The organism is Bradyrhizobium sp. Ash2021, assembly GCF_031202265.1.
In the GTDB taxonomy this organism is placed as follows: Bacteria; Pseudomonadota; Alphaproteobacteria; order Rhizobiales; family Xanthobacteraceae; genus Bradyrhizobium.
Map to the genome: position 1 here is coordinate 6131866 of NZ_CP100604.1, position 24457 is coordinate 6156322.

Genomic DNA, 24457 nt, shown 5'->3' on the forward strand with positions numbered 1-24457 from the left:
ACCCTCGCATGCTGTCGCGCACCGCCGAAAACCTGTACTGGCTGGCCCGCTATGTCGAGCGGGCGGAATATCTGGCGCGCACCGTCGACGCGACCCTGCGCGTCACCGCCCTTCCCGCCGCCTATATCGGCAAGACCAATGAATGGGACTCCGCACTTCTCACCGCCGGCGTCGGCGCGAGCTTCTACGAGGCCTATTCCGAAGCCAACGAACACAACGTCGTCGAGTATCTGGCGTTTTCGCCGTCCAACCCCTCGTCGATCAAGAACTGCATCGAGGCCGCGCGGCTGAATTCCCGCTCGGTACGAACCGCGCTGACCTCCGAGATGTGGGACACCATCAACTCGGCCTGGATCGAATTGCAGGAAGTCTGGGGCAAGGGCACCTCGACCCGTGAGGAACTCGCCAAATTCCTCCGTTTCGTGCAGGAAACCTCGCTGCGGTTCGACGGCTCGGCCTATCGGACCATGCTGCGCAACGATGCCTACTGGTTCTCGCGGCTCGGCCTGCATCTGGAGCGCGCCGACAACACCGCCCGCATTCTCGACGTGAAGTATCACGTGCTGCTGCCGGAGGAAGAGCATGTCGGCGGTCCCCTGGATTATTACCAGTGGACCTCGATCCTGCGCTCGGTGTCGGCGCTGACCGCCTATCACTGGGTCTACCGCGAAACGCTGAAACCGTGGCTGATCGCCGACCTGTTGATCCTGAACGATACGCTACCGCGCTCGCTGGCGAGCTGTTACAGCAATCTGGTCCGCAATCTCGACCAGATCGGCGTCGCCTACGGCCGCCAGGGCGCCGCGCAGCGCCACGCCCGTGGCGTCCGCAACCGCCTTGAACACAGCCATATGGACGATATCTTCCAGCATGGCGTGCATGAGTTCATCCAGGAGTTCCTTGCGGATAACTCACGGCTGGGTGAAATCATCACCAAGCAGTATCTGATTTGATACCGTCAAGGCCGGGCTTGACCCGGCCATCCACGTCTTGCTTTGGGAGCGGACTTGGAAGAAAGACGTGGATGCCCGGGAGCGCAGACAAGTTTACGTAGTCTGCGTAAAAGCAGACTACTATGCCCGGGCATGACGAAGTTCTTCCTCTCGTCTACAAAAGAAACTCTAGTTCTGCTCTTGGTACGCCATGCGCCTGCGAATTGCCCATTCCACGAGCTATCGCTACGAGCCGCCGGCCACGGGCGTGATCCAGATTCTGCGGATGACGCCCTCCAGCCATGACGGGCAATACATCGCCGAATGGCAGATCGACGTCTCGACCGATTCGCGGCTCGATATGCACCAGGATGCGTTCGGCAACGTGACGCATGTGCTGACGTATGGGCCGCTCGCCGAACTCACCATCAATGTCGAGGGCCTGATCGAGACCCACGACACCGGCGGCGTGCTGCGCGGCACCGACGAGCGCTTCCCGCCGAGCCTGTTCCTGCGTTCGACCGCGCTGACCGAGGTCAATCCGGCGATGGCGACCTTTGCCCGCGAGCTGCGCTCGGAATCGGACGGCGACGTGCTCGGCTTCCTGCATGCGCTGATGGTGCAGATCAACGAGCACATGACGTTCGACGAGGACCCCACCACCAGCGGCACCGCCGCGGCGGAGGCCTTTGGGCTCAAGCGCGGCGTGTGCCAGGACTACGCCCATATCTTCATCGCCTGCGCGCGCTCCGGCGGCGTGCCGGCGCGGTTCGTCTCCGGGCATTTCCTGCGCTCCGACGGCATGGTCAACCAGCAGGCCGGCCACGCCTGGGCGGAAGCCTTCGTGCCTGATCTGGGCTGGGTCGGGTTCGATGCGGCCAACGCTATCTGCACCACGGACGCGCACGCCCGCGTCGCCATCGGGCTCGACTATCTCGGCGCCGCCCCGGTGCGCGGCACCCGTTATGGCGGCGGCAACGAGACGCTGACGGTGGCAGTCAACGTCGAACAGGCCGGGCGCCCGGGGCAGTGGCAGAGCCAGTCGTAGGATTTGATCGCAGCCCTACCATCGTCATTGCGAGGAGCGTAGCGACGAAGCAATCCACGCTTGCTTTGTTGCGCCATGGATTGCTTCGCGGAGCCTGTCATCGGGCGCGCGTTCGCGCGACCCGTTGGCTCGCAATGACGTGGATAGTGCGCGGCCACGATGCGCGATTGCACACCGGGGAATCTCGAGATCCCGGGTTCGCGCTAAGCGCGCCCTCAGATGCGCAATTGCGCATCGTAGATGACGGCCTTTCGGCCGTCACTTATCCAGCCACACATCCTCGAACCGCAGGTTGTTGTACTGGCTGTTGTCGTGCGGGCGAAAATTCTTCACGTAGGGCTGCCAGCAATTGCCGGCCGATGAGTGCAGGATGATCGGGCGTGCGGCGTCTTCGACCAGGATACGTTCGATGTCCCAGACCAGCCTGCTCCGCTTGTCCCGGTCGAGCTCGCGCGATTGCGCCGACAGCAGCCTGTCGACCTCGGCATTGCAGTACTGGGTGTAGTTGCGCTCCGAATTGCAGGAATAGTTCTCGACGATATTGCCGTCGGGATCGTCGACGCTGACGCCGGTGACGTTCAGTCCGATGGTGTAATCCTTCTTGGCGAGCCTGGCATACCATCGCGGCGTGTCGAGAATATCGAGTTCGCCGACGATGTAGATCTTCTTGAGCTGGTCGGCCACGATGACGGCCGGATCGCGGTAGGTCGGCAGGTTCCGCGTCTGGATCTTGATCGGCAGCGGTTTGGCATCGCTGTAGCCGAGCTTCTGCATGATGGCCTGCGCCTCGGCGATGTTCTTGTGGGTGTCGGGACCATATCCCGTCAGCGACGCCACCATTTCCGGCGGCATGCCCCATTCGCCCTCGGGCTTCGCCAGCATGGCGCCGCCCAGCCGTGCGTCCCCTTCCATCAGGATGGTGTTGAAGGCCTTGCGATCGAGCGCCAGCGACATGGCCTTTCGGATCTCCGGATTGTCGAACGGCGGATTGACGCGATTGACCAGCAAATTGATCTGGGTTCCCGTCGTGGTCATTTCGCAGATCGCCTTCGGCGCCTGCGCCTTGATGTCCTTCATCAGGGGAACGCTGATGTCGGAGGGAAAAGTGATGTCGTAATCGCCGGTCGCGAACGCCAGCATGCGCGTGGCGCGGCTGTCGATGGTCCGCACCGCGATCTCGTCGAGATAGGGGCGGCCCTTCTTGAAGTAGTCGGGGTTTCGCACCAGGCGGATCGAGTCGCCGCGCTTGAATTCGACGAATTTGAACGGGCCGGTGCCGATCGGCCTGGTCCGCATCACGGCCTGCGGAACGTGGCACGGATACACCACCGAAAACGCGCTCGCGAGCAGCACCGGCAGGCTCGGTTGCGGCTCGCTGAGTTCGAAGGTCGCCTCATAGTCGCCGTTGACGCTGACGTCCTGCAGCTTGGAGTACCAGACCTTGCGCGGGTTGCGATGAAAATCCTTGGCATCGCCCTTGCCGATCAGCATCCGCCAGGTGCATTGCACGTCCCTGGCAGTGAACGGCTGGCCGTCATGCCATTTCACGCCCTGCCGCAGCTTGAACGTCAGTTTGGTGTTGGTCGGATCCCACGACCAGCTTTCGGCCAGATCCGGGATCACTGTCTCGAGGCTCTCGTGGACCTTGGCAGGATCGAACACGACGAGGTTGTTGAACACCGCCGCAAACGGCATCACCGAGGCGATGGTCGCTTCTTCCAGCAGCGAGGTGCTGGGCGGATTGTCGTTGTGATAGAGCCTGAGCGTGCCGCCGGCTTTTTGGGCGGCGACAGGGCTCGCGGCCAACATCGCGCAACTCAGCACCGCAATGGACATGGCTGATTGGCGGAACCGGCGGCTGGCGCGCATGTTGATCTCCCCGATTTTTTATTCTTTTTGGAAACGCCAGCGTGCCGGAGGCCATCGGCTTAATCAATACTCACAGTTGAGGGCGCAATCGGGCTCCGCCCAACGCCCAATGCGTCTTTTTACCCGTTGGACGCATACCGCGCCACGGGGAATTGGGGTTGGATGCCCCCCTGAAATTGGCTACTAGTTTGGCGCCGAGAAACTCGGACGCGTTTGGGGACTGGGAATGACCTATTGTTGCGGAATTCTGGTGCGGGACGGCCTCGTCATGATCGCGGATACCCGCACCAATGCCGGGCTCGACAACGTCTCGACCTTTCGCAAGCTGCACATTTTCTCCAAGCCCGGCGAGCGCATCATGGCGATCGCCAGCGCCGGCAATCTCGCGATCAGCCAGTCGGTGCTCTCGACCCTGACCGAAGGGCTCGAAGACCCGCACACCGGCGAGATCGAAACCCTGATGAACGCGCCGACCATGTTCCAGGCAGCCCAGCGCATCGGCCGCGCCATCCGCAACGTGCACGCCACCGAAGGCGACGCGCTGAAATCGGAAGACGTCTCGTTCGACGTCTCGTTCCTGTTCGGCGGCCAGATCAAGGGGTCGCGGATGCGGCTGTTCATGGTCTACACCGCCGGCAATTTCATCGAATGCACCACCGACACGCCCTATTTGCAGATCGGTGAGCACAAATACGGCAAGCCGGTGCTGGACCGCGCCATGCATTACGACGTCGAGCTGTATGAGGCGCTGAAGACCAGCCTGATCTCGATGGATTCGACCATGCGCTCCAATCTCGGCGTCGGTCTTCCGATCGACGTATTGGTGGTGCGCGCGGATGCCTGCGAGGCCGATCTCAATCACCGCATCGAGGCCGGCGAGCCCTATTTCCATGATCTGCGCTCGCGCTGGTCGGCGGCATTGCGCGCGGCGCATCAGAATATTCCAAGACCACCCTACAAATCCGAAACAGAAACAAAAAACTGAAGGCGAGGAAACCATGGCCGAGGCAGCAAACAAGATCGCAATCGTCACCGGTGCAGGCACCGGCGTCGGGCGCGCGGCATCGCTGGCGCTGATGAATGCGGGCTTCACCGTGGTGCTCGCCGGGCGCCGCCTGGAGATGCTGGAAGAGACCAAAAAGCTCGGCGACAATGTCGGCAAGAGCCTCTGCGTGTCCGCCGACATGACCAATCCCGGCTCGATCGCGGCGCTGTTCGCCAAGGTGATGGACACCTATGGCCGGCTCGACGTTCTGTTCAACAATGCCGGCATGGGCGCGCCGCCGGTGAACTTCGAGGATCTCAGCCTCGAACAGTGGCAGGCCGTGGTGAACACCAATCTCACCGGCCCGTTCCTGTGCACCCAGCACGCCTTCCGCATCATGAAGGACCAGACCCCGCGCGGCGGCCGCATCATCAACAACGGCTCGATCTCGGCACACGCGCCGCGGCCGTTCTCCGCGGCCTATACCTCGACCAAGCACGCCATCACTGGTCTCACCAAGGCCAGTAACCTCGACGGCCGCATGTATGACATCGCGGTCGGCCAGGTCGATATCGGCAATGCCGCAACGCCGATGACCGACCGCATGGTCGCCGGCCCCGGCGTGATGCAACCGGATGGCACGATGAAACAAGAGCCGCGCATGGATGCGAAAGCCGTCGGCGACGCCGTCGCCTACATGGCCGGCCTGCCGCTCGACGCCAACGTGCTGTTCATGACGGTCATGGCGAGCAAGATGCCGTTCGTCGGACGGGGCTGATCTGCCACTCTATCACCGTCATTGCGAGCCAACGGGTCGGCGCGAAGCGCCGCCCGATGACAGGCTCCGCGAAGCAATCCATTTATCGGCGCACGAAGTATGGATTGCTTCGTCGCTTCGCTCCTCGCAATGACGCTTGAGCCTACTCCAGCTTCTCCACATCCCGCAGCGCCGGAAACAGCTTCATCCACAATAGCGCGATGGCGATGGTGCCGACGCCGCCGAGCACGGCGGCCGGCATCGCGCCGAACAGCGCTGCGGTGACGCCGCTTTCGAACTGGCCGAGCTGGTTGGAGGCGTTGATGAACAGGAAATTCACCGCACCGACGCGGCCGCGCATCTCGTCGGGCGTCGCCAGCTGCACCAGCGAAAACCGGATCACCACGCTGATGGTATCGGCGGCGCCGAGGATCGCGAGCGCCAGCACCGACAGCCACATCCAGTGCGACAGCGCGAACACGACGGTGGCCGCGCCGAACACGATCACGGCCTGAAACATGCGTAATCCGACGCGGCGGTGGATGGTGTGGCGCGCGAGGAACGCGGTCATCAGCAAGGCACCGACCGCGGGCGCGGCGCGCAGGATGCCGAGGCCGAGCGGCCCGGCCTGAAGGATATCCCGCGCATAGATCGGCAACAGCGCGGTGGCGCCACCGAGCAGCACCGCGAACAGATCGAGCGAGATCGTGCCGAGGATCGCAGGATTGTTGCGAACGAACCTGACGCCGGCGAACAGATCGCCCGGCGTCGCCGCATCCCTGACCGCAGCCGGTTGCAGCAGGCGAATGCCGCCGGTCAGGATCGCTCCCAACAGCCAGAACAGCACCATGATGCCATAGGGCATGCTGGGCATCACGGCATAAGCGAGACCGCCGAGCGCCGGCCCGGTGATGGTGGCGACTTGCGTGGCACCGCTCGAGATCGCGGTCGCGCGCTGTAGCGAACCCGGCGGCGTGATCAGCGGCAGCATCGCCGATGTCGTCGGGCTCTCGAACGCCCCCGCCGTTCCCAGCACGAAGGTGGCGATGAAAATATGCGTTACCGTCAGCCAGCCCGAATAGGCGCCCCAGGCGAGAAACAGCGCCGTCAGCGCTTCGGCAAACTGGCAAAGCTGCACGACGCGCTTGCGCTCGTAACGATCTGCGGCGCTGCCGGCTACGAACAGCAACAGCGCGGTGGGCAGAAACTGAACCAGCCCGACCATGCCGAGGTCGAACGCGCTGCCGGTCAGGTCATAGATCTGCCAGCCGATCGCCACCGCGCCGATCTGGCTGGAGAACCGCGACAGGCTGCGCGACAGCAGAAACAGCAGAAAGGATCGATGCTTGAGCAGAGCGCCGGCGCCCGCGGGCATGATGGAAGACATGGCTCGACCGGTCCTGCGTTCAAAGCGTGAGCCGTGCGGCCCCGCTTCGGTGTTGTTTATGACGCCGTGACCGACCCCCGCTCCGTTGTCAATGGCCGCGCCGGCAGACGGGCCCGGCATTGCGCTTTGAACTCCGCCGCTGCCATAATCGCTGAAAGCGGGGCTTGGGGATCATGCTGCAATTGCAATCGGCGTTCGGCGTTCTGGCGTTATTGGCGATCGCCTGGGGGCTCGGCGAAAACCGCCGCGCGGTCTCGTTGCGGCAGATGGCCATCGGGCTTGCGGTCACGCTGGTGACCGCGCTGGTCCTGATCAAGCTGCCGCTGGTGGCAAAGGCGTTCGGCGCCATCAACGACGCCGTCAACACGATCTCGGCGGCTTCCCGCGCCGGCACCTCGTTCGTGTTCGGCTATCTCGGCGGCGGCGCCCTGCCCTTCGACCTCAAGTCGCCGGGCGCGGATTTCATCCTGGCGTTTCAGGCGCTGCCGATCATCCTTGTCATGAGCGTCCTGACGACGCTGCTGTTTTACTGGCGCGTGCTGCCGCCGATCGTGCGCGGCATGGCGTGGCTCTTGGAGCGCACGCTCGGCGTCGGCGGCGCGGTGGGGCTGTCGACCGCCGCCAATATCTTTCTCGGCATGGTCGAGGCGCCGCTGTTCATCCGGCCTTATCTCGCGCAACTGACCCGCAGCGAGCTCTTTTTGGTGATGACCGGCGGCATGGCGGGAATCGCCGGCACCGTGCTCGTGCTCTACGCCACGCTGCTGGCGCCGCTGATCCCCGACGCCGCCGCGCATTTCGTCATCGCGTCGGTGCTCGGCGCGCCGGCGGCGATTTTGATCAGCCTGATCATGGTGCCGGAGACGTCAGACAAGCGCACCGGCGGTGCGTCCGCGGTGCCCGGGTTGGCCGACGCCGATCCCGGCCAGGTCGCCTCCAGCACCATGGATGCGATCGTCAAGGGCACCGCGTCCGGGCTGGAGTTGCTGCTCAACATCATCGCCATGCTGCTGGTGCTGGTGGCGCTGGTCTATCTCGCCAACGCGATCCTCGGGCTGTTGCCCGAGATCGCCGGCGCCAAAATTTCGCTGCAGCGGCTGCTCGGTTACATCATGGCGCCGGTGTGCTGGCTGATAGGCCTGCCCTGGCCGCAGGCGATCACGGCGGGAAGCCTGATGGGCACAAAAACCGTGCTGAACGAGTTGATCGCCTATGTCGATCTGTCAAAGCTCGGCACGGATGCGCTCGATCCGCGTTCGCGGCTGATCATGCTTTATGCGATGTGCGGTTTTGCCAATTTCGGCAGCCTCGGCATCATGATCGGCGGCCTCGGCACCATGGCCCCGACCCGCCGCGACGAAATCAATGCGCTGGGATTGAAGTCGATCGTCTCGGGCACGCTGACGACGTGCCTGATGGGCGCGATCGTGGGGGTGATCACATGAGGTCGTCATTGCGAGGAGCGTAGCGACGAAGCAATCCATTCTCTCTTTGCGCATCGCGATGGATTGCTTCGCTTCGCTCGCAATGACGGCGAACGAGATACGCCCGCCCCGAACTACGACGCCAGTTCCACCGTCTTGAACTCCGCCGGCAAAATCACTTCCAGCAATTCGACGTCGTCCGAATAATCCATGATCAGATGCTTGATGCGCGGCGGCTGGGTCCAGGCGCTGCCTTCCTTCATCAGCGTCTCGCCCTGGCCTTCCATGTAGGTCTTCACCCAGCCCTTGAGCACATAGACCATCTGGAATTCGACGTCGTGGTAATGCAGTTTTGAGACTTCTGCCGGATTGCACGGCCCGATCAGGCGGATCACATGCGCCTGCGCCAGGCCGTGGGTCGCATCGGCAATGCCGAGATCGCGGTATTTTGCGTAAGCGCGAAGGCCGTCGGCCTTAAAATCCTCTTCGCGATGATGGCTGATGGCGATGCGCTGCTTCGGACGCGCCTTCGCTGCTGTCTTCGATGCTGTCTTGGGTTTGGCCGCGGAAACGCGGCCCTTCGATTTGATAGTCTTGCGGGATGAGGGTTTGGCGGCGCCTCTGAGGCCTGCCCATTTCTTCTTCACCGCGGTTTTGGCTGCGGCTCTTGATGTTGCCTTTTGCTTGGCCATTTTTGTGTCCTCCCTTTTCGTTCGGTGGGAGGAGCCTAGCACAAAACGAATTTCGTAGGGTGGGCTAAGCGAAGCGAGTCCACCAAAGGTGTTTTCAACAGATTCCCAATGTCGTGGTGGGCACGGCGCAAGAGCGCCTTTGCCCACCCTAGGATCTTGGCTCAATGCAGCCTGAACACGCCGTCGACTGCGCGCAGTTCGGCGGGCTTGATCAGCTTGGAATGCGCCACAGTCACGGAGAACAAGGGGCCGTCGAGCTTTTCCTGCCAGAAGGCCAGAAAGTCCTTCAACGCCGGGAATTTCGGAAACAGGTCGTAGTTCTGCCAGACATAGGTCTGCAGCAGCGAGGGATGATCCGGCATCCGATAGAGAATTTGCGCCGTCGTCAGCCCGTAACCCAGCACCTGCTTCCGGAAATCGTCGGAAACAACTCCAACCTGCGACACCATGCCAACCTCCATTGCTGGAGCGCATTTCACGTGGTGGCCGCACCGAGCCACCCCGGCGGAGATGCGCTCACATGAGAGAAATGTGACGCACGATACCCACCCATCACAAGCCTAAATGTTTAACGATCTGTTGAAAAATGTCGCGTTAGCAGCAGCTTACCGCACGTGCTAACACGGGGTTTGGCAGGTTCCCCGCCGAATTAATCACGATGAACGAAATTGGCAGGCGTCATATTTGAGTGCCAATTTTTCTGCTAGAAGCCCTTGTCCCCCGAACAAGTCTGGCCTATGTCCTGCCCAGCCGTGCTGGCACTCGCTGGCTCGGACTGCCAAATTTCCAGAATCTGACAACATCTTCAGAAACTTAGGAGGACTGCATGAAATTCCGTCCGCTTCACGACCGCGTCGTGGTCAAGCGCATCGACGCCGAAGAGAAGACCGCAGGCGGCATCATCATTCCGGACAGTGCCAAGGAAAAGCCGTCGCAGGGCGAAATCGTCGCCGTCGGCCCCGGTGGCCGTGACGAAGCCGGCAAGCTGATCCCGATCGACCTCAAGGTCGGCGACCGCGTCCTGTTCGGCAAGTGGTCGGGCACCGAAGTCAAGATCGACAGCCAGGAGCTGCTGATCATGAAGGAAAGCGACATCATGGGCGTCCTCACCGACGTTCCCGCCTCCAAGAAGAAGGCCGCCTAAGCTTTTTGCCGCACCGCTCACCCTGAGGAGCGCCTGCGTGGCGCCTCCCCAAAAGGGTGAGACACAGACAACAACTCAGGGAAATCAAATATGTCAGCTAAAGAAGTCAAATTCGGTGTTGATGCCCGCGACCGCATGCTGCGCGGCGTCGACATCCTCGCCAACGCCGTCAAGGTGACGCTCGGCCCCAAGGGCCGCAACGTCGTGCTCGACAAGTCGTTCGGGGCTCCCCGCATCACCAAGGACGGCGTCACCGTCGCCAAGGAGATCGAGCTCGAGGACAAGTTCGAGAACATGGGCGCGCAGATGGTGCGCGAAGTCGCCTCCAAGTCCGCAGATGCTGCCGGCGACGGCACCACCACCGCGACCGTTCTGGCGGCTGCGATCGTCCGTGAAGGCGCCAAGTCGGTTGCCGCCGGCATGAACCCGATGGACCTGAAGCGCGGTATCGACCTGGCTGTGGAAGCCGTGGTCGCCGACCTCGTCAAGAACTCCAAGAAGGTCACCTCGAACGAGGAAATCGCCCAGGTCGGCACCATCTCCGCCAACGGCGACGCCGAAATCGGCAAGTTCCTCGCCGATGCCATGAAGAAGGTCGGCAACGAGGGCGTCATTACGGTTGAAGAAGCCAAGTCGCTCGAGACCGAACTCGACGTCGTCGAAGGCATGCAGTTCGACCGCGGCTACATCTCGCCCTACTTCGTCACCAACGCCGACAAGATGCGCGTTGAAATGGACGATGCCTACATCCTGATCAACGAGAAGAAGCTCTCCTCGCTGAACGAGCTGCTGCCGCTGCTCGAAGCCGTGGTGCAGACCGGCAAGCCGCTGGTGATCGTCGCGGAAGACGTCGAAGGCGAGGCCTTGGCCACGCTTGTTGTGAACCGTCTCCGCGGTGGTCTCAAGGTTGCCGCCGTCAAGGCTCCGGGCTTCGGCGATCGCCGCAAGGCCATGCTGCAGGACATCGCGGTGCTGACCGGTGGTCAGGCGATCTCGGAAGATCTCGGCATCAAGCTCGAGAACGTCACGCTCGCCATGCTCGGTCGCGCCAAGAAGGTGATGATCGACAAGGAGAACACCACCATCGTCAACGGCGCCGGCAAGAAGGCCGACATCGAAGCCCGCGTTCAGCAGATCAAGGCGCAGATCGAGGAAACCACCTCGGACTACGACCGCGAGAAGCTGCAGGAGCGTCTGGCCAAGCTCGCTGGCGGCGTCGCGGTGATCCGCGTCGGCGGCGCGACCGAAGTCGAAGTCAAGGAGCGCAAGGATCGGGTGGATGACGCGATGCATGCGACCCGTGCGGCGGTTGAAGAAGGCATCGTGCCGGGTGGCGGCGTCGCCCTGCTGCGTGCTTCCGAGCAGCTGAAGAAGATCCGGACCCAGAACGACGACCAGAAGACCGGCGTCGAGATCGTCCGCAAGGCGCTTTCCTGGCCGGCTCGCCAGATCGCGATCAACGCAGGCGAGGACGGCTCCGTCATCGTCGGCAAGATCCTCGAGAAGGACCAGTACGCTTACGGCTTCGACTCGCAGACCGGCGAATACGGCAACCTGGTCACCAAGGGCATCATCGACCCGACCAAGGTGGTTCGTGCGGCGATCCAGAACGCAGCTTCGGTTGCGGCTCTCCTGATCACCACCGAAGCCATGATCGCCGAACTGCCGAAGAAGTCCGGCGCCGGCGGCGGCGGTATGCCCCCGGGCGGCGGCATGGGCGGCATGGATTTCTGATCCAGCCTCTCAGGCGGTTACAAGAATGCAAAACCCCGGCAGCGATGCCGGGGTTTTTGTTTGGGCAGACGACGCGAATGGCCGCCCGCAACGCAGTTAACGCCGAAGTCTCTTTCGCAACGCTACGGTGAAGAGGAGGCTTTGTGCTCCCTTGGATATCCCTGTTATGCACAGGACCTCCGTAAATATACGTTTGTTTGTATTGACAATTTCAAAAAAAATTGGCCCGAGAGTCGCAAACCGAACCGACAGTCCCGTTTCTCCTGACGCAAAGTAGTGTCGGGGCTAATCAAAGCTCATCCAGAAACTGATCCAACACGGAGCGTGAGCTTTCGTGACGCAAGCGAGCGTCGCGGGGAATGCTTTCGCTTGAGAAGAGGAATGGTGCCGTGAGTGAAAGCGAAATGAAGGTCACGCTGAACGGAACGAATGTTTTCGGGACGCCGATGTTGGACTTCTCGAAGATCGCCTTGCCTGGCCTGAGCGGCGAGCTTGCCGAGCAGAGTTTGGCCCGCGCACGGGAAGGCTGCGAGACGATCAAGGCCGCGTCAGAGAAGATGACGGAAGCGCTGCGCGAGACCTTTTCGAGCAATGCCCGAAGCGCGACCGACTACGGGCTCAAGGTGTTCGAAATCTCGAACGCCAATACCGCATCTGCGCTCGATTTCTTCGTCCATCTCATCGGCAGCAGGTCAGCTACCGATGTCTTTGCCTTGTCCGCGGCGCAAACGCGCAAGGCATTCGACACCGCATCGGACCAGAACAAGGAATTGTTGGCGCTTGCCCAGAAGCTTGCGACGGAAACGGGCGAGCCGATCAGGAAGCACTTCACCAAGGTTCTCCACCAAGCCGGCTAAAAAAGCCCGCTCAATTCACGTCCAGGATTCGTTTGAGGAGGGATCCGGCCGGTTGGAACAAGCCCAGCAGCGAGCATGCAGCCCCCACTGGCCGATGCTCGATCAGACAAGGTGCGCGATGCCCCCCCAAGTAACCGCACCGACAAGAGGCGCACTCCAACCGGCCGGTACTTTTCTGCAAGAAACACTGAATACCAATTTCGAGGGAGGGTTACATGGGAATGGTCATGGTCAAATGTCCGCAAACCGGACACGCGATTCCTACCGGCATCCAGACTGACCGCGAGAGCTTTGGGCGCCGCGCGGTGTTTTTCTCGCGCACCCGATGCCCGATCTGCCGCATCGATCACGCGTGGTTTGCGCGGGAAGCCTGGGTCGACGAGCCGAGCATCCGGCTACGGCGTCGCAGCGCGGGCTCCCCGGCGTAATCATCGATCCAGATCAAGTGACGATCGCGATGGAGGGACACCATGGCGCGCATGAAAATCTCGGCTGAAACATCCACCTGGCTGCTGCAGGCCAAGGACTTTCTTGACGAAGCACGACGGCTGAAGCCGGGCCCCGAGCGCAACGAGCTGCGCCAGACGGCGAAGGTGCTGCGCGAGCTTGCCAAACTCGAGGCGGCATCCGTTGTCGGCAGAGAACCTGGCTTGGCGGCGGATCGCTCTTGATGGGGCCTTCCGGGAACGCCGTGCCGCAAGGTTAAGCGGTCGCGCGGAAACGCACCTACATGGCATCGCCCGATTCAGGGATGCGCCCATTTTCGGGCAGAACCGCCGCGCGAGATCGGGTCGTATTCGCCGGGAAGATCTCCTCGACTTCGAGACGCATGGCGCTGTGGCATTCGCACACTGTCGCTTCGAGCCGCGCTCGGTCGATCTCGAAGAGGCCTCGTCGATCGGACCTGATCGCCCCGCGCGCGCGGAGATTGCGCATCAGGAGCGTTACCGTCGTTCGTCGCACACCGAGTATTTGCGCCAGCGTCTGCTGGGTGAGCGGGAGAACATCGTCGTCGATGCGGTCGCGAAGCTGGAGCAGCCAGCGAGCCATACGGGCTTCGACCGGGTGCAGCGCATTGCAGGCCGCGCCGAGCTGGAACTGCATAAGCATCGACCTGATGTGAATCTGGACCGCATGCCGAATCGCGGGACTTCGGCTGAAGGCGGCGTGAAACCGCGATGCAGGGATCCGAGTGGCCGTGCCCGCCGCACGAACGACCGCGGTAATAGCCGAAGGTGACGGCCCCAGCACCGAAAGCGTGCCCACTGCCCCCTCACGCCCGATTACCGCGGTGGCTACCGTGCGTCCATCCGCCATGTCGATCATCAGCAAGATGGCGCCGCTATGAGGGAAGAAGACGTAATCGATATCGTCGCCCGCCTGCGAAAGGACCGCGTCCTGATCGAGCGCGATCGTCTCAAGCTCGGGCCCCAGCAGATCGAGGTCCGATGCCGGCAATGCTGCTAGAAGGCGATTACCCATTCCGCCGCGAGGCGTCACTGCGGGGGACCCGCGGTGAGGCCGCGGCCTTCTCCATTTGCGGTGTCGCCGAATGGCGACATTAAACCAGGTTTAAATCTGCTTTCGCTATGCGCGCTCACTCAAATACGCCCTCACTCTAACAATAAAATCCAAACTCGGCCGCGCGGCGGACTGTCTGCTCGCATCAGCATGAGAAGTTAGAGGCAAATGAGCCGCTGGACGCAACTATAAAATACGCATGGGTGACAAAAATACGCATGGGTAACACCGTAAGAGTGCGGGAAACCGCGGTTCCAATTCCGGCACACGGCAAAGCTGCTCTCGGCCGAGAGCCTGTTCCGCTCTCAAGACTGCGGCCGTCGCTTCTCCGCAATGAGCGGCTGCCATGGCCAGAAGACCCGCGTCGAGATTCTGCGCAAGGCGCTCCGCGCCGTCCCGCCAGCTCGCGCTCAACGCCGGTGAAGACGGCTCCATCATCGTCGGCAGATGATCGAAAAGGACCGGCCCGAAGCCATGACTGCCGAACTGCCGAAGAAGAACGCCGGCGCCGGCCCATGCCTCCGGGCGGCGGCATGGGCGGCATGGATTTCTGATCCAACTCTCAGGCGACAATTCAAGGAACGCAAAGCCCCGGCAGCGATGCCGGGGTTTTTGTTTGCAACCAATCAAATCCCTCGTCATTCCGGGGCGCGCACCTTGGCGCGAGCTATGATGTGCAATTGCACATCAGAGAATCCATAACCCCGAATGTCCGCGTGTAGAGGACTATTGCGAGCAGCGTGGCTATGGATTCTCTGATGTGCAATTGCCCATCATAGCTCGATGCTTCGCATCGCCCCGGAATGACGCTTCAACTAGCAATACCCGGATAAAGGTCGACCCAACCCGGATTCTGCTCTTCGATCAAACGTATCTTCCAGTCTCGCCGCCACTTCTTCAATTCCTTCTCGCGCGCGATGGCGGTAATCGCGTCGTCGTAAATCTCGAACCAGACCAGCTTGTTGACGCCGTATCGCGCCGTGAAGCCGCCGGTTGCTTTGGTACGATGTTCGTATGCACGACGCACGATATCGTTCGTCACCCCGAGATAGAGCGTGCCGTGCTTTTTGCTCGCAAGAAGATAGACGTAGTAGGCCAATTCAGACAGTCGTGGTTATGGATTCTCTGATGTGCAATTGCACATCATAGCTCGCGCCAAGAGGCGCGCCCCGGAATGACGAGGATAGTTTGTGACGGCTCGAAGCACAACCTCACCACTCAATCGCGACCCTCACTCAACCAGCGCCCTTCCACCCTGCTCGCATCTACCCTTCGTAATCTCGAAAATGTAATACGGCCCGTCACCCGACAACTCGCGCGTGAACCGTCTCTCGCGCCCGACGCAGCCGACCTTGGTCATCGCGCCCTGCGAGCGCCAGTTGTGGTCGCCGATCCAAAACACCACCGTACCCACGAAGCTCGGGCGTTCAATGAATGAATGTACCTATCCGCTCGGAACGAGCGCCTGGCGCGACCGGGTCTGAACCAGACGCGCGAGAGTAGAAGATCAGCCCGGCGCGGCCGACGATATTTTCCAGCGGGATATAGCCCACCGCTGAAAGCACCCGGCTATCGGTCGAATTGTCGCGGTTGTCGCCCATCACGAAGAAATGGCCTGCCGGCACCGTGTAGACATTGGTGTTGTCGTAAAAGCCGTTTTTGACGCAGTCCAGCGTCTCGTAACTGACGCCGTTCGGCAGGGTTTCGCGCCAGCGTTTTATCCTGGCGCCGTCGTTCGATCCGCAGGAATCTCCGCCTGCAAAATCGGCCAACGGCTCGTGCGCCACCGCGATGCCGTTGATGTAAAGCTGCCCTTCCTTCATCTGAATGCGGTCGCCGGGCAGCCCCACGACGCGCTTGATGTAATCGGTTGAATCGTCTTTCGGTAGACGGAATACGACAACGTCGCCACGCGCCGGTTCTGACCCGAAAATACGTCCTGAAAACAGCCGTGGCGAAAACGGCAGCGAATAATGGGTGTAGCCATAGGCATATTTCGAGACAAAGAAATAATCGCCGTACAGGACCGTCGGCGTCATCGAATTGCTTGGCATGTTGAAGGGTTGAAACAGGAAGGTGCGAAACAGGATCGGGGAAAATACCAACGACAGCAAAATCACGGCCACGACGACAAGCGTAACCTTGATCCATCGTGATGGCGGGCTTGCTTGCTGAATCGCGGTCATGAATTTTCAAGGCCCTGAGCGTTTCGGGCAAAATAGCCAAGATGACAGGAAGCGCAACGTCTCGGTCGCCGCCGAACATCTTGAAGGCAGGCAGTATCTGGTCGGCGAACGCTTCACCGTAGCGGACGCGTATTTCGGCTGGGCGCTGCTATTGCTCGGGCGCGGCGGCGTCGACGTGGCGCAGTGGCCGTCGCTGGTCGCCTATCTCGAACGCTTCCAGGCGCGGCCGCAGGTCAAGGCAGCCATCGGCATCGAGATGCAGTTGCGCAAGACCGCGGCGGTTTGATCGCTCGCGCGCGGGCTCACTCCACCCGCGCCAGCACGGCGAGACGCTTGATGCCCTGGTTACGATAGGCATTGAGGAAGGCGTAATAGTCCTTGAAGGAAACGCAGCCGTTGGAATCGCCGTTGGGCCCGAGCATGTAGGTATGCGCCAGCAGGCCGCTGCGTCCAAAAATCTTGTCTTCGCCGCCGATCGGATTCAACCGCAAGGCCGGCACGCCGTGGAACAACGCCTCGCGCGGCGTCAGCTCGTAGATATGCGGCGGCGTCACGCCTCGCATCCTGATGCGCGAGGAACGAGGATCGTCGAGCATGGAGCCGAGGCCGGAATGCGCTTCAAGCTTGGAGCCGTCGGGCAAATAGACCATGTGCGCGGAGACGTCATATACCGCGGTCTGCCGGTCATAGGGCGGCGATCCGCCGAGCATCGGGTTCTGGTTGACGGTGGAAGGAATGCTGCCGGTGACGCTGGCGTCGGCAGAAGCGTAGGACAACAGCGATCCATGCGACGGCTGCTTGCCCCACAATTTTTCGACGATGGTTTGCTTCTCGTTGGAAGCAATCGACATCACGGCCGCCTTGGCGCGTTGCGCCATGTCGCGGACAGTGTCACCCGGCGTTTTTGCAGCGGTCTTTACTTCTGCGGGCTTGGCTTCAGCGGATTTTGCCTCGGCAGCCCGCGGCGTCGTCGGCGCCGGTACATTGAGTGCAACCTGGGTCGACGCGGCGGCGGGCGCCATTTCCTTTGGCTTCGGCGCTTCCGCTAATTTGGTTGCGGCCGCAGGTTTCGGCGCTTCGGCGACTTTCGATGCCTTTACCGGCTCGGACGCCTCGGCGAGTGCGGGCGCGTCAGTTGGCGGCGCGACCTCTGCCACCTTCGAGGGTTCGCTTTGCGGCGCCGCGGCTGCAAACCTTTCGTTAAACATAATCGAAGGCTGCACGGTCTCGGGCTTCGACAAGACAGGCGCTGGCGCCGCAACGGACGCGAACACTTCATTGAAGGCCGGCGCCGCGGGACGCGCCGCAACTGCGACCGGCCGCTTGATGACGGGTGCGTCGAACGCCGCGTTGTTCACCGACGGATAGATACCGGCGCCAAATACATTGGTATAAACGGTCCAGGCGCAGCCCAGCACGAGGCCTGCGATGGCCGCGCTGCCGAAGAAGTGTCGCGGGAAGATCTTGCGGGAAGATCGCTTGCGGTTGTGGGCCGCAAGGCCAAACGCACCGGTACTCGTACTCATTCGCCTTGCGTCCAGAACAGTTCCACTTGGTCCTCTTTGTTGCCGCGGCCGGAAAGTTCCGCCGCAGCATCTCGCAGAGGCGCGGAGCGTCATTAAGGCGAGTTTTAGTTAAATGCGGATTAAACGTCGGCCAATCTGAGGCATGCCAAAATGATTGCGGTGCATGCACAAAATCACCCCGTATTCATGCGGGGGTTCCACAGCAATTGTGTCCGCGGTCAATGAATTCCGGGAACGCTCCTACTCCAGTTCCGGCGGCGGCGAGCGGTCGAACACTTCGCCCTTCGGTCCCTCCAGCACATCGAGCGCGTAGGTTTCGATGGTGAGCGGGCCGCGCTTGCGCGGGACCTCGGCGACCTTCTCCACGCGGGCAAAAATGTCCTTCAGGGGATCGCCGGGCCAGACCTCGTGAACGTAGAGCAATTTGCCAGCAAGCTGCGACGCATTGGGTTCGGGCATATTGACCCAGCGGATGCGCTGGCTCTGCTGCGCAACGCAGGTGCCCTTCGGCAGATAGAAGGCGAGCCAGCCGGTGGTGCCGTAATCCGGCGCGAATACGCAGGAAGCACCGGTGCGCGCCCGCACGGCTTCGATCTCGCGCGCCAGGTCGCGCCAGCCGACGCCGACGCTGCGCACCGTGGCGTCGCGGCGATAGCCCGTGAGCGCGCCGGTGTTGGCCTGCACGATCAACAGCGCAAACATCACGATGCCGGTCGGCGCCGCCCAGCGCAGGCAGAAGTCGACCATGCGCTGCTCGCGCACGTTCCATTGCGTCAGATTGGCGGCGACTGCAGCTGCGATCGCAAACGCCGGATAGACCGGCGCGAACCAGTTCGCCTCGACGCGGGCGTGCAGCGAATGCCAGACGAAATAGGCGACGATGGTCCAGAACGTCGTGTTGATCAGCGCGCGTGCCCCCAGCGCCCCGGCGCCGCGCTTGAACAGCGCGTAAAGCCCCATCGCGCCCAGGATCCACACCAGCGGTGTCGCAAATGCGATCTGCGTCGGAATCAATTCGGCGATGAAGGCCGGCCGGAAATCCGCGATCCGCGCGCGGCCCATCTGCTTGATGAAGGAAACCCAGCCGTGATCGGCGTTCCACAGGATGACTGGCGCGAACATCAAGAGCGCGACGAGGCCGCCGAGATAGAGCCATGGCGAGATCAGCCAGCGCCGCAGTTTTGGAACGGCGATCAGCCAGATTAGGATCGCCGGCCCGAAGAACAGCGCGGTGTATTTCGACAGCAGCGCCGCTCCCGTGGCGGCGCCGACCGCAAGCCACCAGGCGCCGCGTCCGGTCTGCAGCACCTTGGCCAGCGCAAACAGCACGAAGCTCGAAGCCACCAGCAACGGTGCATCCGGGGTGACGATCATGGTGCCGACCGCCGCCATCAGCGTGACGTTGAGAAGGATCACCGAGGTCGACGCTAGCCGGCGGCCGCCGAACAGGATCGCAGCCGTGTGATACACCGCCCAGCTCATCGGCAGTGCCAGCAGGATCGAAATCAGCCGCACCCCGAGTTCGGTGTCGCCGGCAATCAGGGTGCCAAGACGGATCACGAGGGCGACCATCGGCGGATGATCGTAGTATCCGCCGGCCAGACTCTTCGACCACATCCAGTAATAGGCTTCGTCGAAGGTAAGCGGCGTGTAGGCGGCGGCGACCAGGCGCAGCACGACCAGCGCCAGGATCGTCAGAACCGTGTTGAGGACAGACCGCGCCTCGCTCGGGTTCATTTTGGAGTCCTATCGGTCCTGATTGGATCAGGACTGAACTCCAGCCTATTGTTTCGACGCGTTTTCTTCACGCGAACCGGATATCCACTTCGCTTGAAGACGCTATCCTTCATCGCTTGCGCCAGACGAACAGTCCGGACATCGCGTAGTTCCAGACCACGCCCATCAGCGCGCCGGCGGCGCCCGCGAGCCACCAGATCGGCTGCTGGTCGTAGACCGAGAACGCCACGCCGACATTGGCGAACAGGCCGACGCTGCAGACGAGATAGAACAGCAGCAAGCCGCGCAGGATCGCAAAACCCTTCAGCCGCTGGTCGCGATAGGTGAGAAAATTGTTCAGGATGAAATTGCTGGTCATGGCGACAAACGCGCCGGCGGCCTGCGCTTCCGCAAACACCACGTTGAAGATCTCATGCGCGACGAACAGCGTGACCAGATGCACGATCAGGCCGATCGAGCCGACCATCGCAAACAGCAGAAAGCGCAGCGACACCACGTCATGGGTCAGCTTCGCCAGTACCAGCCCGAGGAAATCCAGCGCCACCATGGAATCGAGCTTGCTCTCGCCGTGCTGGCGCGAGCCGAAGGTGAAGGGAACCTCGATCGTGCGCAGTTCGCCGCGCGCGGTGGCGATGATGTCGAGCAGGATCTTGAAGCCCTGGGTGGAGAGCTGCGGCGCCAATTGCTCGAAGCGGTCGCGGCGGATCATGAAGAAGCCGCTCATGGGATCCTTGACCTGGACCCCGAGCACGCGCTTGGCGACTTCGGTCGCCAGCTGACTGGCGCCGGCGCGCTGCTTGTTGAAACTGTCGGCGCTGCCGCCCTCGATATAGCGGCTGCCGACCACGAGCTCGGCCTCGCCGCTTTGCAATAGCCCGAACATCTTCGGCAGCTGCGACTCGTCATGCTGCAGATCGGCGTCGATCACCGCGGCATAGGACCCGCTCGAGGCCAGGATGCCCTCGATGCAGGCGCCGGACAGTCCGCGGCGGCCGATCCGGCGGATGCAGCGGACGCGGGAATCCTGCCGCGCCAGGCCCCGCACCACTTCCCAGGTGCCGTCGGGGGAATTGTCGTCGACGAAGACGACTTCCCAGGCCACGCCTTTCAGCGTCGCGTCGAGCCGCCGGTACAGCACGGTGACGTTGTCGCGCTCGTTGAAGGTGGGGACGACGACCGAAAGCTGGGGCAAACCGGTGGCCTGCGACGGGATTTCGGGGCCCGGTTTGATGGCTTCATTCATGACGGCCAAGCGTATATCCGCAGCCGCCAGCGCTGCCAAGGCAGGGTTCCGGGATGAAGGCTGGTCGGTGGAAAAAACCGGCCAAAACAGCCTGGTTGTTGGTTTGACGCGTTTTCTTTACGCGAACCGGTAGCCACCCTCGGATCAAGTCCGAGAGCATGCTTCGCTTGAAAACGCTCTAAAAATGCCAACGACCACGAACAGAAGGGCGCGCGTACATCCGGCGCTGCCTGGCTATTCATGGTCGTCCCAGCGCCGGAGCTTCTTAAGCGTCGACGTCGCCGTTAGGGGCTAGATAGGGATGCGAGGGGCATTCCGCAAGGGACAACCCGCGTTAATCAATTGGGCACTTCCCGGATCACCGGGCCCCTTGGCGCCGCTGGCGCCGGCTGCTCTGCCGCCGGCTGAGCGCTGGCCGGCTTGGCCGGCGGCTTGCCGAATTGCCCGATCGGACCATACGCGATTGCAGCCACCAGCACAACCGAAGCGATAATAGCGCCCAAAATACCCGCGACTGACTGGGAACTCATACCCGCCGATCCCTTCTGTTCTGACGAATTGATATCATGGAAAATCGGGCCGAAGGAATAGGGCTCAAGGTCGGTGCTTTCAGCTACTTCGACGCCGCCTTGCGCCGGGCGAACGCCGTCACAATGTCCTTCTGGGCCAGGGCGATGGCGTTGTTGGCCGTCGTCATGTTGGCGCCGGCCTCATTGTCGGGAAACTGCATCGCAAGATAATCCACCAGCGCCACCCTGAAATTCTGCCGTTCGGAACGACAGGCGCCGGCGATCAGCGCGACGAAATCCGCTTCCGACAGGTTCTTGTTGCCGTCCCGCGGATATTCCCGGGCGAGGCAGTTCCAATAGGAGTCGCGGCCCGACACCGCCAGCCGGTGCGCGTCGTCGACCTCGTCGGCAATCGCAACGGAGGTCATCATCGCCAGAATGCCCGCGATCATCATGCGCATTGTTCTTCTCCCTTTTTTGTCAATTTAGCTCGAACAACCGACGCGGGTAAGCGCGGACGTCGCATTTCCGGCGAACTGGCCAATCACGATTGGTTTGACTAGTCTCCGGCCCGAACAACGCCCCCCTCCTTTGAGACGAGCCCTCCGTGACCAAAGCCCCGAAGACCGCTTCCACCAAATCCGGCAACATTTATATCGGCATCGGCGGCTGGACCTTTGAGCCGTGGCGCGGCGTGTTCTATCCGGAAAAACTCACGCAGGCGAAGGAGCTTTCCTACGCCGCCTCGAAGCTGACATCGATCGAGATCAACGGCACCTATTACGGCTCGCAGAAACCGGAGAGCTTTCGCAAATGGGCCCGCGAAGTGCCGGACGGTTTTGTGTTCTCGCTGAAAGGGCCGCGCTTCGCCACCAACCGTCGCGTGCTGGCGGAAGCCGGCGATTCCGTGAAGCGGTTTTATGATTCTGGCGTGCTGGAGCTCGGCGATCGCCTCGGCCCGGTACTCTGGCAATTCGCGCCGACCAAGAAATTCGACGAAGCCGATTTCGGAAAATTTCTCGAATTGCTGCCGCGCAAACTCGACGGCCGCGCCCTGCGCCATGTGGTCGAAGTCCGGCACGACAGTTTCTGCGTGCCTGATTTTATCGCGCTATTGCGCAAGTTCGACACCCCCGTCGTGTTCGCCGAGCACGGCAAGTATCCTGCGATTGCCGACATCGCCAGCGATTTTGTTTATGCCCGGCTGCAAAAAGGCAATGACGAACTGAAGACCTGCTATCCGCCCAAGCAACTCGATGCCTGGGCAAAGCGATTTCAGGCCTGGGCCGGCGGCGGCGAGCCGGACGATTTGCCGCGCGTCGATGACACAAAGCCGAAGAAGGCGCCGCGCGACGTGTTTGCCTACGTGATCCACGAGGGCAAGGTGCGCGCGCCTGCAGGCGCGATGGAATTGATCGAACGCGTGAAGTGATCGGGGGATCCCATGGCCAAGGGCGGGAAGAAGGCCGCGAAGAAGGCTGCGAAGCTCTTCACCATCGGCTATGAACAGACGCCCGCCAAGGCCGTACTCGACGAGCTCGAGCAGGCCGGCGTGAAACTGCTGGTCGATGTGCGCGCCATCGCGTCGTCCCGCCGTCCGGGCTTTTCCAAGAACCAGCTTGCGGCCGGGCTGGATGAGCGCGGCATCGCCTATCTGCACCTGCGCGGGCTCGGCACGCCGAAAGAGGGCCGCGAGGCGGCGCGCAGCGGTGAGTTCGACCGGTTGCACAAGATCTATTCAAAGCATCTGAAGACGCCACAGGCCAGGGAAGAGCTCGACGAGCTGTCGGCGCTGGTGCAGAAATCGGGACCCATCTGCATCCTCTGCTACGAGCGCGACCACAGGCATTGTCACCGGCAATGGATCGCGGAGATCATAGAGGACCGCGACGGCATCAGTACCGAGAACCTGGTCGCGCCGCAGGTGTGAGGTTTCGCCGTCATTGCGAGGAGCCACCGGGTCGCAATGACGGACTCCCTGCCTCAAGCCTACCCCTCCCCCTTGAGCCGGAACGTGCCCTCCATCATCTGCACGCAGCCGCCGCCGACATGGGCGGAGACGACCGCGCCGTTTTGCTTGCGGACCCGCGTCAGCAACAGGCTCGGCCGGCCCATGTCGACGCCCTGGCCGATCCGCAATTTCAGTTCGCCGTCTTGCGTGTTGTCGAGATCGGCGAGCAGCGCCGCGGCGGCGGCGGTTGCGCTGCCGGTGGCGGGATCCTCGGAAAGGCCGCTGGAGCCTGGATGGAACATGCGCGCCTGCAGGTCGAGCGGCTGTTCGCTACCCGGCACGTCGCGCGTGTAGAAATAGACCGCGTCCGAGCCGTCGCACGGGAAGGTCTTGCCGAACGCCGCCGCATCCGGCTTCGCCCGCCGCAACGCCTCGCGCGTCGCCAGTTCGACCATCAGAAACGGCAAACCGACGGAGGCGATCTGCGGCGGATGGCGATCGGTTTTTACGTCCGCCGCGGACAGCGAAAGGCAGGCCGCCGCCCGCTCCGCGCTCGATTGCGTCAACCTCTTGAGCGGCTGCGGCGCGGTCAATTCGGCGCCGATAACACTGCCCTGCCCCGTCAGGATTTCGACCGGCACGAGACCCGCCTTTTCCTCAAATTGCAGCCGCGCCGGCGGCTTTGCCGCCTGCATTGCCAGCACGAAGGCGGTGCCGACATTGGGGTGACCTGCGAACGGAATTTCGGAACCCACGGTGAAAATGCGAACCTGCGCGTCGTGCGCCGGGTCTTGCGGCGGCAGCACGAAGGTGGTTTCGGAATAATTGAATTCGGTCGCGATCGCCTGCATCTGCGCCGTCGACAACCCGCCGGCATCCATTACGACGGCGAGCGGATTGCCCCCGAAGGCCCGGTCGGTGAAAACGTCGACGGTGATGTAACGCCGTTGCATCA

At 62.1% G+C, this 24457-nt stretch carries 27 protein-coding genes and 1 pseudogene; 14 read left to right on the plus strand and 14 right to left on the minus strand.

Annotation, left to right across the window (positions count from 1 at the left end; all coding sequences use genetic code 11):
* Window positions 1–8: 8 nt before the first annotated feature.
* Window positions 9–953 (plus strand): alpha-E domain-containing protein, encoded by a 945-nt coding sequence (locus tag NL528_RS29670; RefSeq protein WP_309177921.1) that lies wholly within the window; start codon window positions 9–11, stop codon window positions 951–953.
* Between the two features lie 190 nt (window positions 954–1143).
* Window positions 1144–1980 (plus strand): transglutaminase family protein, encoded by an 837-nt coding sequence (locus tag NL528_RS29675; RefSeq protein WP_309177922.1) that lies wholly within the window; start codon window positions 1144–1146, stop codon window positions 1978–1980.
* 258 nt (window positions 1981–2238) lie between these two features.
* Here the strand turns inward: NL528_RS29675 and NL528_RS29680 are convergent, their stop codons facing one another.
* A complete protein-coding gene (locus tag NL528_RS29680; RefSeq protein ID WP_309177923.1) occupies window positions 2239–3849 on the minus strand; it encodes an ABC transporter substrate-binding protein in 1611 nt (536 codons plus the stop codon).
* A gap of 226 nt (window positions 3850–4075) precedes the next feature.
* On the opposite strand from NL528_RS29680, the gene NL528_RS29685 reads away from it, so the two are divergent.
* Both NL528_RS29685 and NL528_RS29690 read left to right on the plus strand, forming a co-directional pair.
* Window positions 4076–4834, plus strand: coding sequence for a proteasome-type protease (locus NL528_RS29685; protein ID WP_309177924.1), 759 nt, complete (start codon window positions 4076–4078; stop codon window positions 4832–4834).
* Between the two features lie 13 nt (window positions 4835–4847).
* Window positions 4848–5612 (plus strand): SDR family oxidoreductase, encoded by a 765-nt coding sequence (locus tag NL528_RS29690; protein ID WP_309177925.1) that lies wholly within the window; start codon window positions 4848–4850, stop codon window positions 5610–5612.
* A 142-nt stretch (window positions 5613–5754) separates the two neighbouring features.
* Here the strand turns inward: NL528_RS29690 and NL528_RS29695 are convergent, their stop codons facing one another.
* On the minus strand, window positions 5755–6978 hold the full coding sequence (locus NL528_RS29695; RefSeq protein ID WP_309177926.1) for an MFS transporter: 1224 nt from the start codon (window positions 6976–6978) through the stop codon (window positions 5755–5757).
* A gap of 173 nt (window positions 6979–7151) precedes the next feature.
* On the opposite strand from NL528_RS29695, the gene NL528_RS29700 reads away from it, so the two are divergent.
* A complete protein-coding gene (locus NL528_RS29700) occupies window positions 7152–8423 on the plus strand; it encodes a nucleoside transporter C-terminal domain-containing protein (RefSeq protein WP_309177927.1) in 1272 nt (423 codons plus the stop codon).
* Window positions 8424–8536: 113 nt separating this feature from the next.
* Here NL528_RS29700 and NL528_RS29705 read toward each other — a convergent pair whose 3' ends face one another.
* Both NL528_RS29705 and NL528_RS29710 read right to left on the minus strand, forming a co-directional pair.
* Window positions 8537–9094 (minus strand): cupin domain-containing protein, encoded by a 558-nt coding sequence (locus NL528_RS29705; RefSeq protein WP_309177928.1) that lies wholly within the window; start codon window positions 9092–9094, stop codon window positions 8537–8539.
* A 161-nt stretch (window positions 9095–9255) separates the two neighbouring features.
* Window positions 9256–9543: an usg protein gene (locus NL528_RS29710; protein ID WP_074278385.1), complete on the minus strand. Its 288-nt coding sequence runs from the start codon at window positions 9541–9543 to the stop codon at window positions 9256–9258.
* A 377-nt stretch (window positions 9544–9920) separates the two neighbouring features.
* Here NL528_RS29710 and NL528_RS29715 point away from each other — a divergent pair, with 377 nt between their 5' ends.
* The 5 genes from NL528_RS29715 (at window position 9921) to NL528_RS29735 (ending at window position 13500) form a co-directional block, all read left to right on the plus strand.
* The gene (locus tag NL528_RS29715; protein ID WP_074275059.1) at window positions 9921–10238 is read left to right on the plus strand and encodes a co-chaperone GroES; all 318 of its coding nucleotides are present in this window, start codon (window positions 9921–9923) and stop codon (window positions 10236–10238) included.
* A gap of 90 nt (window positions 10239–10328) precedes the next feature.
* Window positions 10329–11972, plus strand: a complete 1644-nt coding sequence (gene groL / locus NL528_RS29720; RefSeq protein ID WP_309177929.1) for a chaperonin GroEL — start codon at window positions 10329–10331, stop codon at window positions 11970–11972.
* A gap of 389 nt (window positions 11973–12361) precedes the next feature.
* Window positions 12362–12829, plus strand: coding sequence for a phasin family protein (locus NL528_RS29725; protein ID WP_309177930.1), 468 nt, complete (start codon window positions 12362–12364; stop codon window positions 12827–12829).
* A 215-nt stretch (window positions 12830–13044) separates the two neighbouring features.
* Window positions 13045–13257, plus strand: coding sequence for a hypothetical protein (locus tag NL528_RS29730; RefSeq protein ID WP_309177931.1), 213 nt, complete (start codon window positions 13045–13047; stop codon window positions 13255–13257).
* Between the two features lie 42 nt (window positions 13258–13299).
* Complete coding sequence (locus tag NL528_RS29735) at window positions 13300–13500, plus strand: hypothetical protein (protein WP_309177932.1); 201 nt, start codon at window positions 13300–13302, stop codon at window positions 13498–13500.
* Window positions 13501–13555: 55 nt separating this feature from the next.
* Here the strand turns inward: NL528_RS29735 and NL528_RS29740 are convergent, their stop codons facing one another.
* Entirely contained in the window at window positions 13556–14311 is a 756-nt protein-coding gene (locus NL528_RS29740) for a Crp/Fnr family transcriptional regulator (RefSeq protein ID WP_309177933.1), read from the minus strand.
* Between the two features lie 390 nt (window positions 14312–14701).
* Between NL528_RS29740 and groEL the strand changes: the two are divergent.
* A pseudogene (gene groEL, locus NL528_RS47250) lies at window positions 14702–14904 on the plus strand (chaperonin GroEL); the annotation flags it as partial.
* Between the two features lie 257 nt (window positions 14905–15161).
* Here the strand turns inward: groEL and NL528_RS29745 are convergent.
* The 3 genes from NL528_RS29745 to lepB all read right to left on the minus strand — a co-directional run bounded on the left by NL528_RS29745 (window position 15162) and on the right by lepB (window position 16536).
* Window positions 15162–15449 carry a GIY-YIG nuclease family protein gene (locus NL528_RS29745; RefSeq protein ID WP_309177934.1) on the minus strand — a complete coding sequence of 96 codons (288 nt, stop codon included), beginning with the start codon at window positions 15447–15449 and terminating at the stop codon, window positions 15162–15164.
* A gap of 132 nt (window positions 15450–15581) precedes the next feature.
* Window positions 15582–15752 carry a hypothetical protein gene (locus NL528_RS29750; RefSeq protein ID WP_309177935.1) on the minus strand — a complete coding sequence of 57 codons (171 nt, stop codon included), beginning with the start codon at window positions 15750–15752 and terminating at the stop codon, window positions 15582–15584.
* A gap of 25 nt (window positions 15753–15777) precedes the next feature.
* A complete protein-coding gene (lepB, locus tag NL528_RS29755) occupies window positions 15778–16536 on the minus strand; it encodes a signal peptidase I (RefSeq protein ID WP_309177936.1) in 759 nt (252 codons plus the stop codon).
* Here lepB and NL528_RS29760 point away from each other — a divergent pair.
* Complete coding sequence (locus tag NL528_RS29760; RefSeq protein WP_309177937.1) at window positions 16535–16822, plus strand: glutathione binding-like protein; 288 nt, start codon at window positions 16535–16537, stop codon at window positions 16820–16822. The genes lepB and NL528_RS29760 overlap by 2 nt on opposite strands.
* 16 nt (window positions 16823–16838) lie before the next feature.
* Here NL528_RS29760 and NL528_RS29765 read toward each other — a convergent pair whose 3' ends face one another.
* The 5 genes from NL528_RS29765 to NL528_RS29785 form a co-directional block, all read right to left on the minus strand.
* On the minus strand, window positions 16839–18062 hold the full coding sequence (locus NL528_RS29765; RefSeq protein ID WP_309177938.1) for a tlde1 domain-containing protein: 1224 nt from the start codon (window positions 18060–18062) through the stop codon (window positions 16839–16841).
* A 240-nt stretch (window positions 18063–18302) separates the two neighbouring features.
* Window positions 18303–19799, minus strand: coding sequence for a glycosyltransferase family 39 protein (locus NL528_RS29770; RefSeq protein ID WP_309177939.1), 1497 nt, complete (start codon window positions 19797–19799; stop codon window positions 18303–18305).
* Between the two features lie 109 nt (window positions 19800–19908).
* On the minus strand, window positions 19909–21042 hold the full coding sequence (locus tag NL528_RS29775) for a glycosyltransferase family 2 protein (RefSeq protein WP_309185066.1): 1134 nt from the start codon (window positions 21040–21042) through the stop codon (window positions 19909–19911).
* 338 nt (window positions 21043–21380) lie between these two features.
* Complete coding sequence (locus NL528_RS29780) at window positions 21381–21572, minus strand: hypothetical protein (protein WP_309177940.1); 192 nt, start codon at window positions 21570–21572, stop codon at window positions 21381–21383.
* Between the two features lie 83 nt (window positions 21573–21655).
* Window positions 21656–22012 carry a hypothetical protein gene (locus NL528_RS29785; RefSeq protein WP_309177941.1) on the minus strand — a complete coding sequence of 119 codons (357 nt, stop codon included), beginning with the start codon at window positions 22010–22012 and terminating at the stop codon, window positions 21656–21658.
* Window positions 22013–22158: 146 nt separating this feature from the next.
* Here NL528_RS29785 and NL528_RS29790 point away from each other — a divergent pair, with 146 nt between their 5' ends.
* Window positions 22159–22983, plus strand: coding sequence for a DUF72 domain-containing protein (locus NL528_RS29790; protein ID WP_309177942.1), 825 nt, complete (start codon window positions 22159–22161; stop codon window positions 22981–22983).
* Between the two features lie 12 nt (window positions 22984–22995).
* Window positions 22996–23481 carry a DUF488 domain-containing protein gene (locus NL528_RS29795; protein WP_309177943.1) on the plus strand — a complete coding sequence of 162 codons (486 nt, stop codon included), beginning with the start codon at window positions 22996–22998 and terminating at the stop codon, window positions 23479–23481.
* Window positions 23482–23540: 59 nt separating this feature from the next.
* On the opposite strand, the gene NL528_RS29800 is transcribed toward NL528_RS29795, so the two are convergent.
* Window positions 23541–24455 carry a PhzF family phenazine biosynthesis protein gene (locus tag NL528_RS29800; RefSeq protein ID WP_309177944.1) on the minus strand — a complete coding sequence of 305 codons (915 nt, stop codon included), beginning with the start codon at window positions 24453–24455 and terminating at the stop codon, window positions 23541–23543.
* Between the last annotated feature and the right edge of the window lie 2 nt (window positions 24456–24457).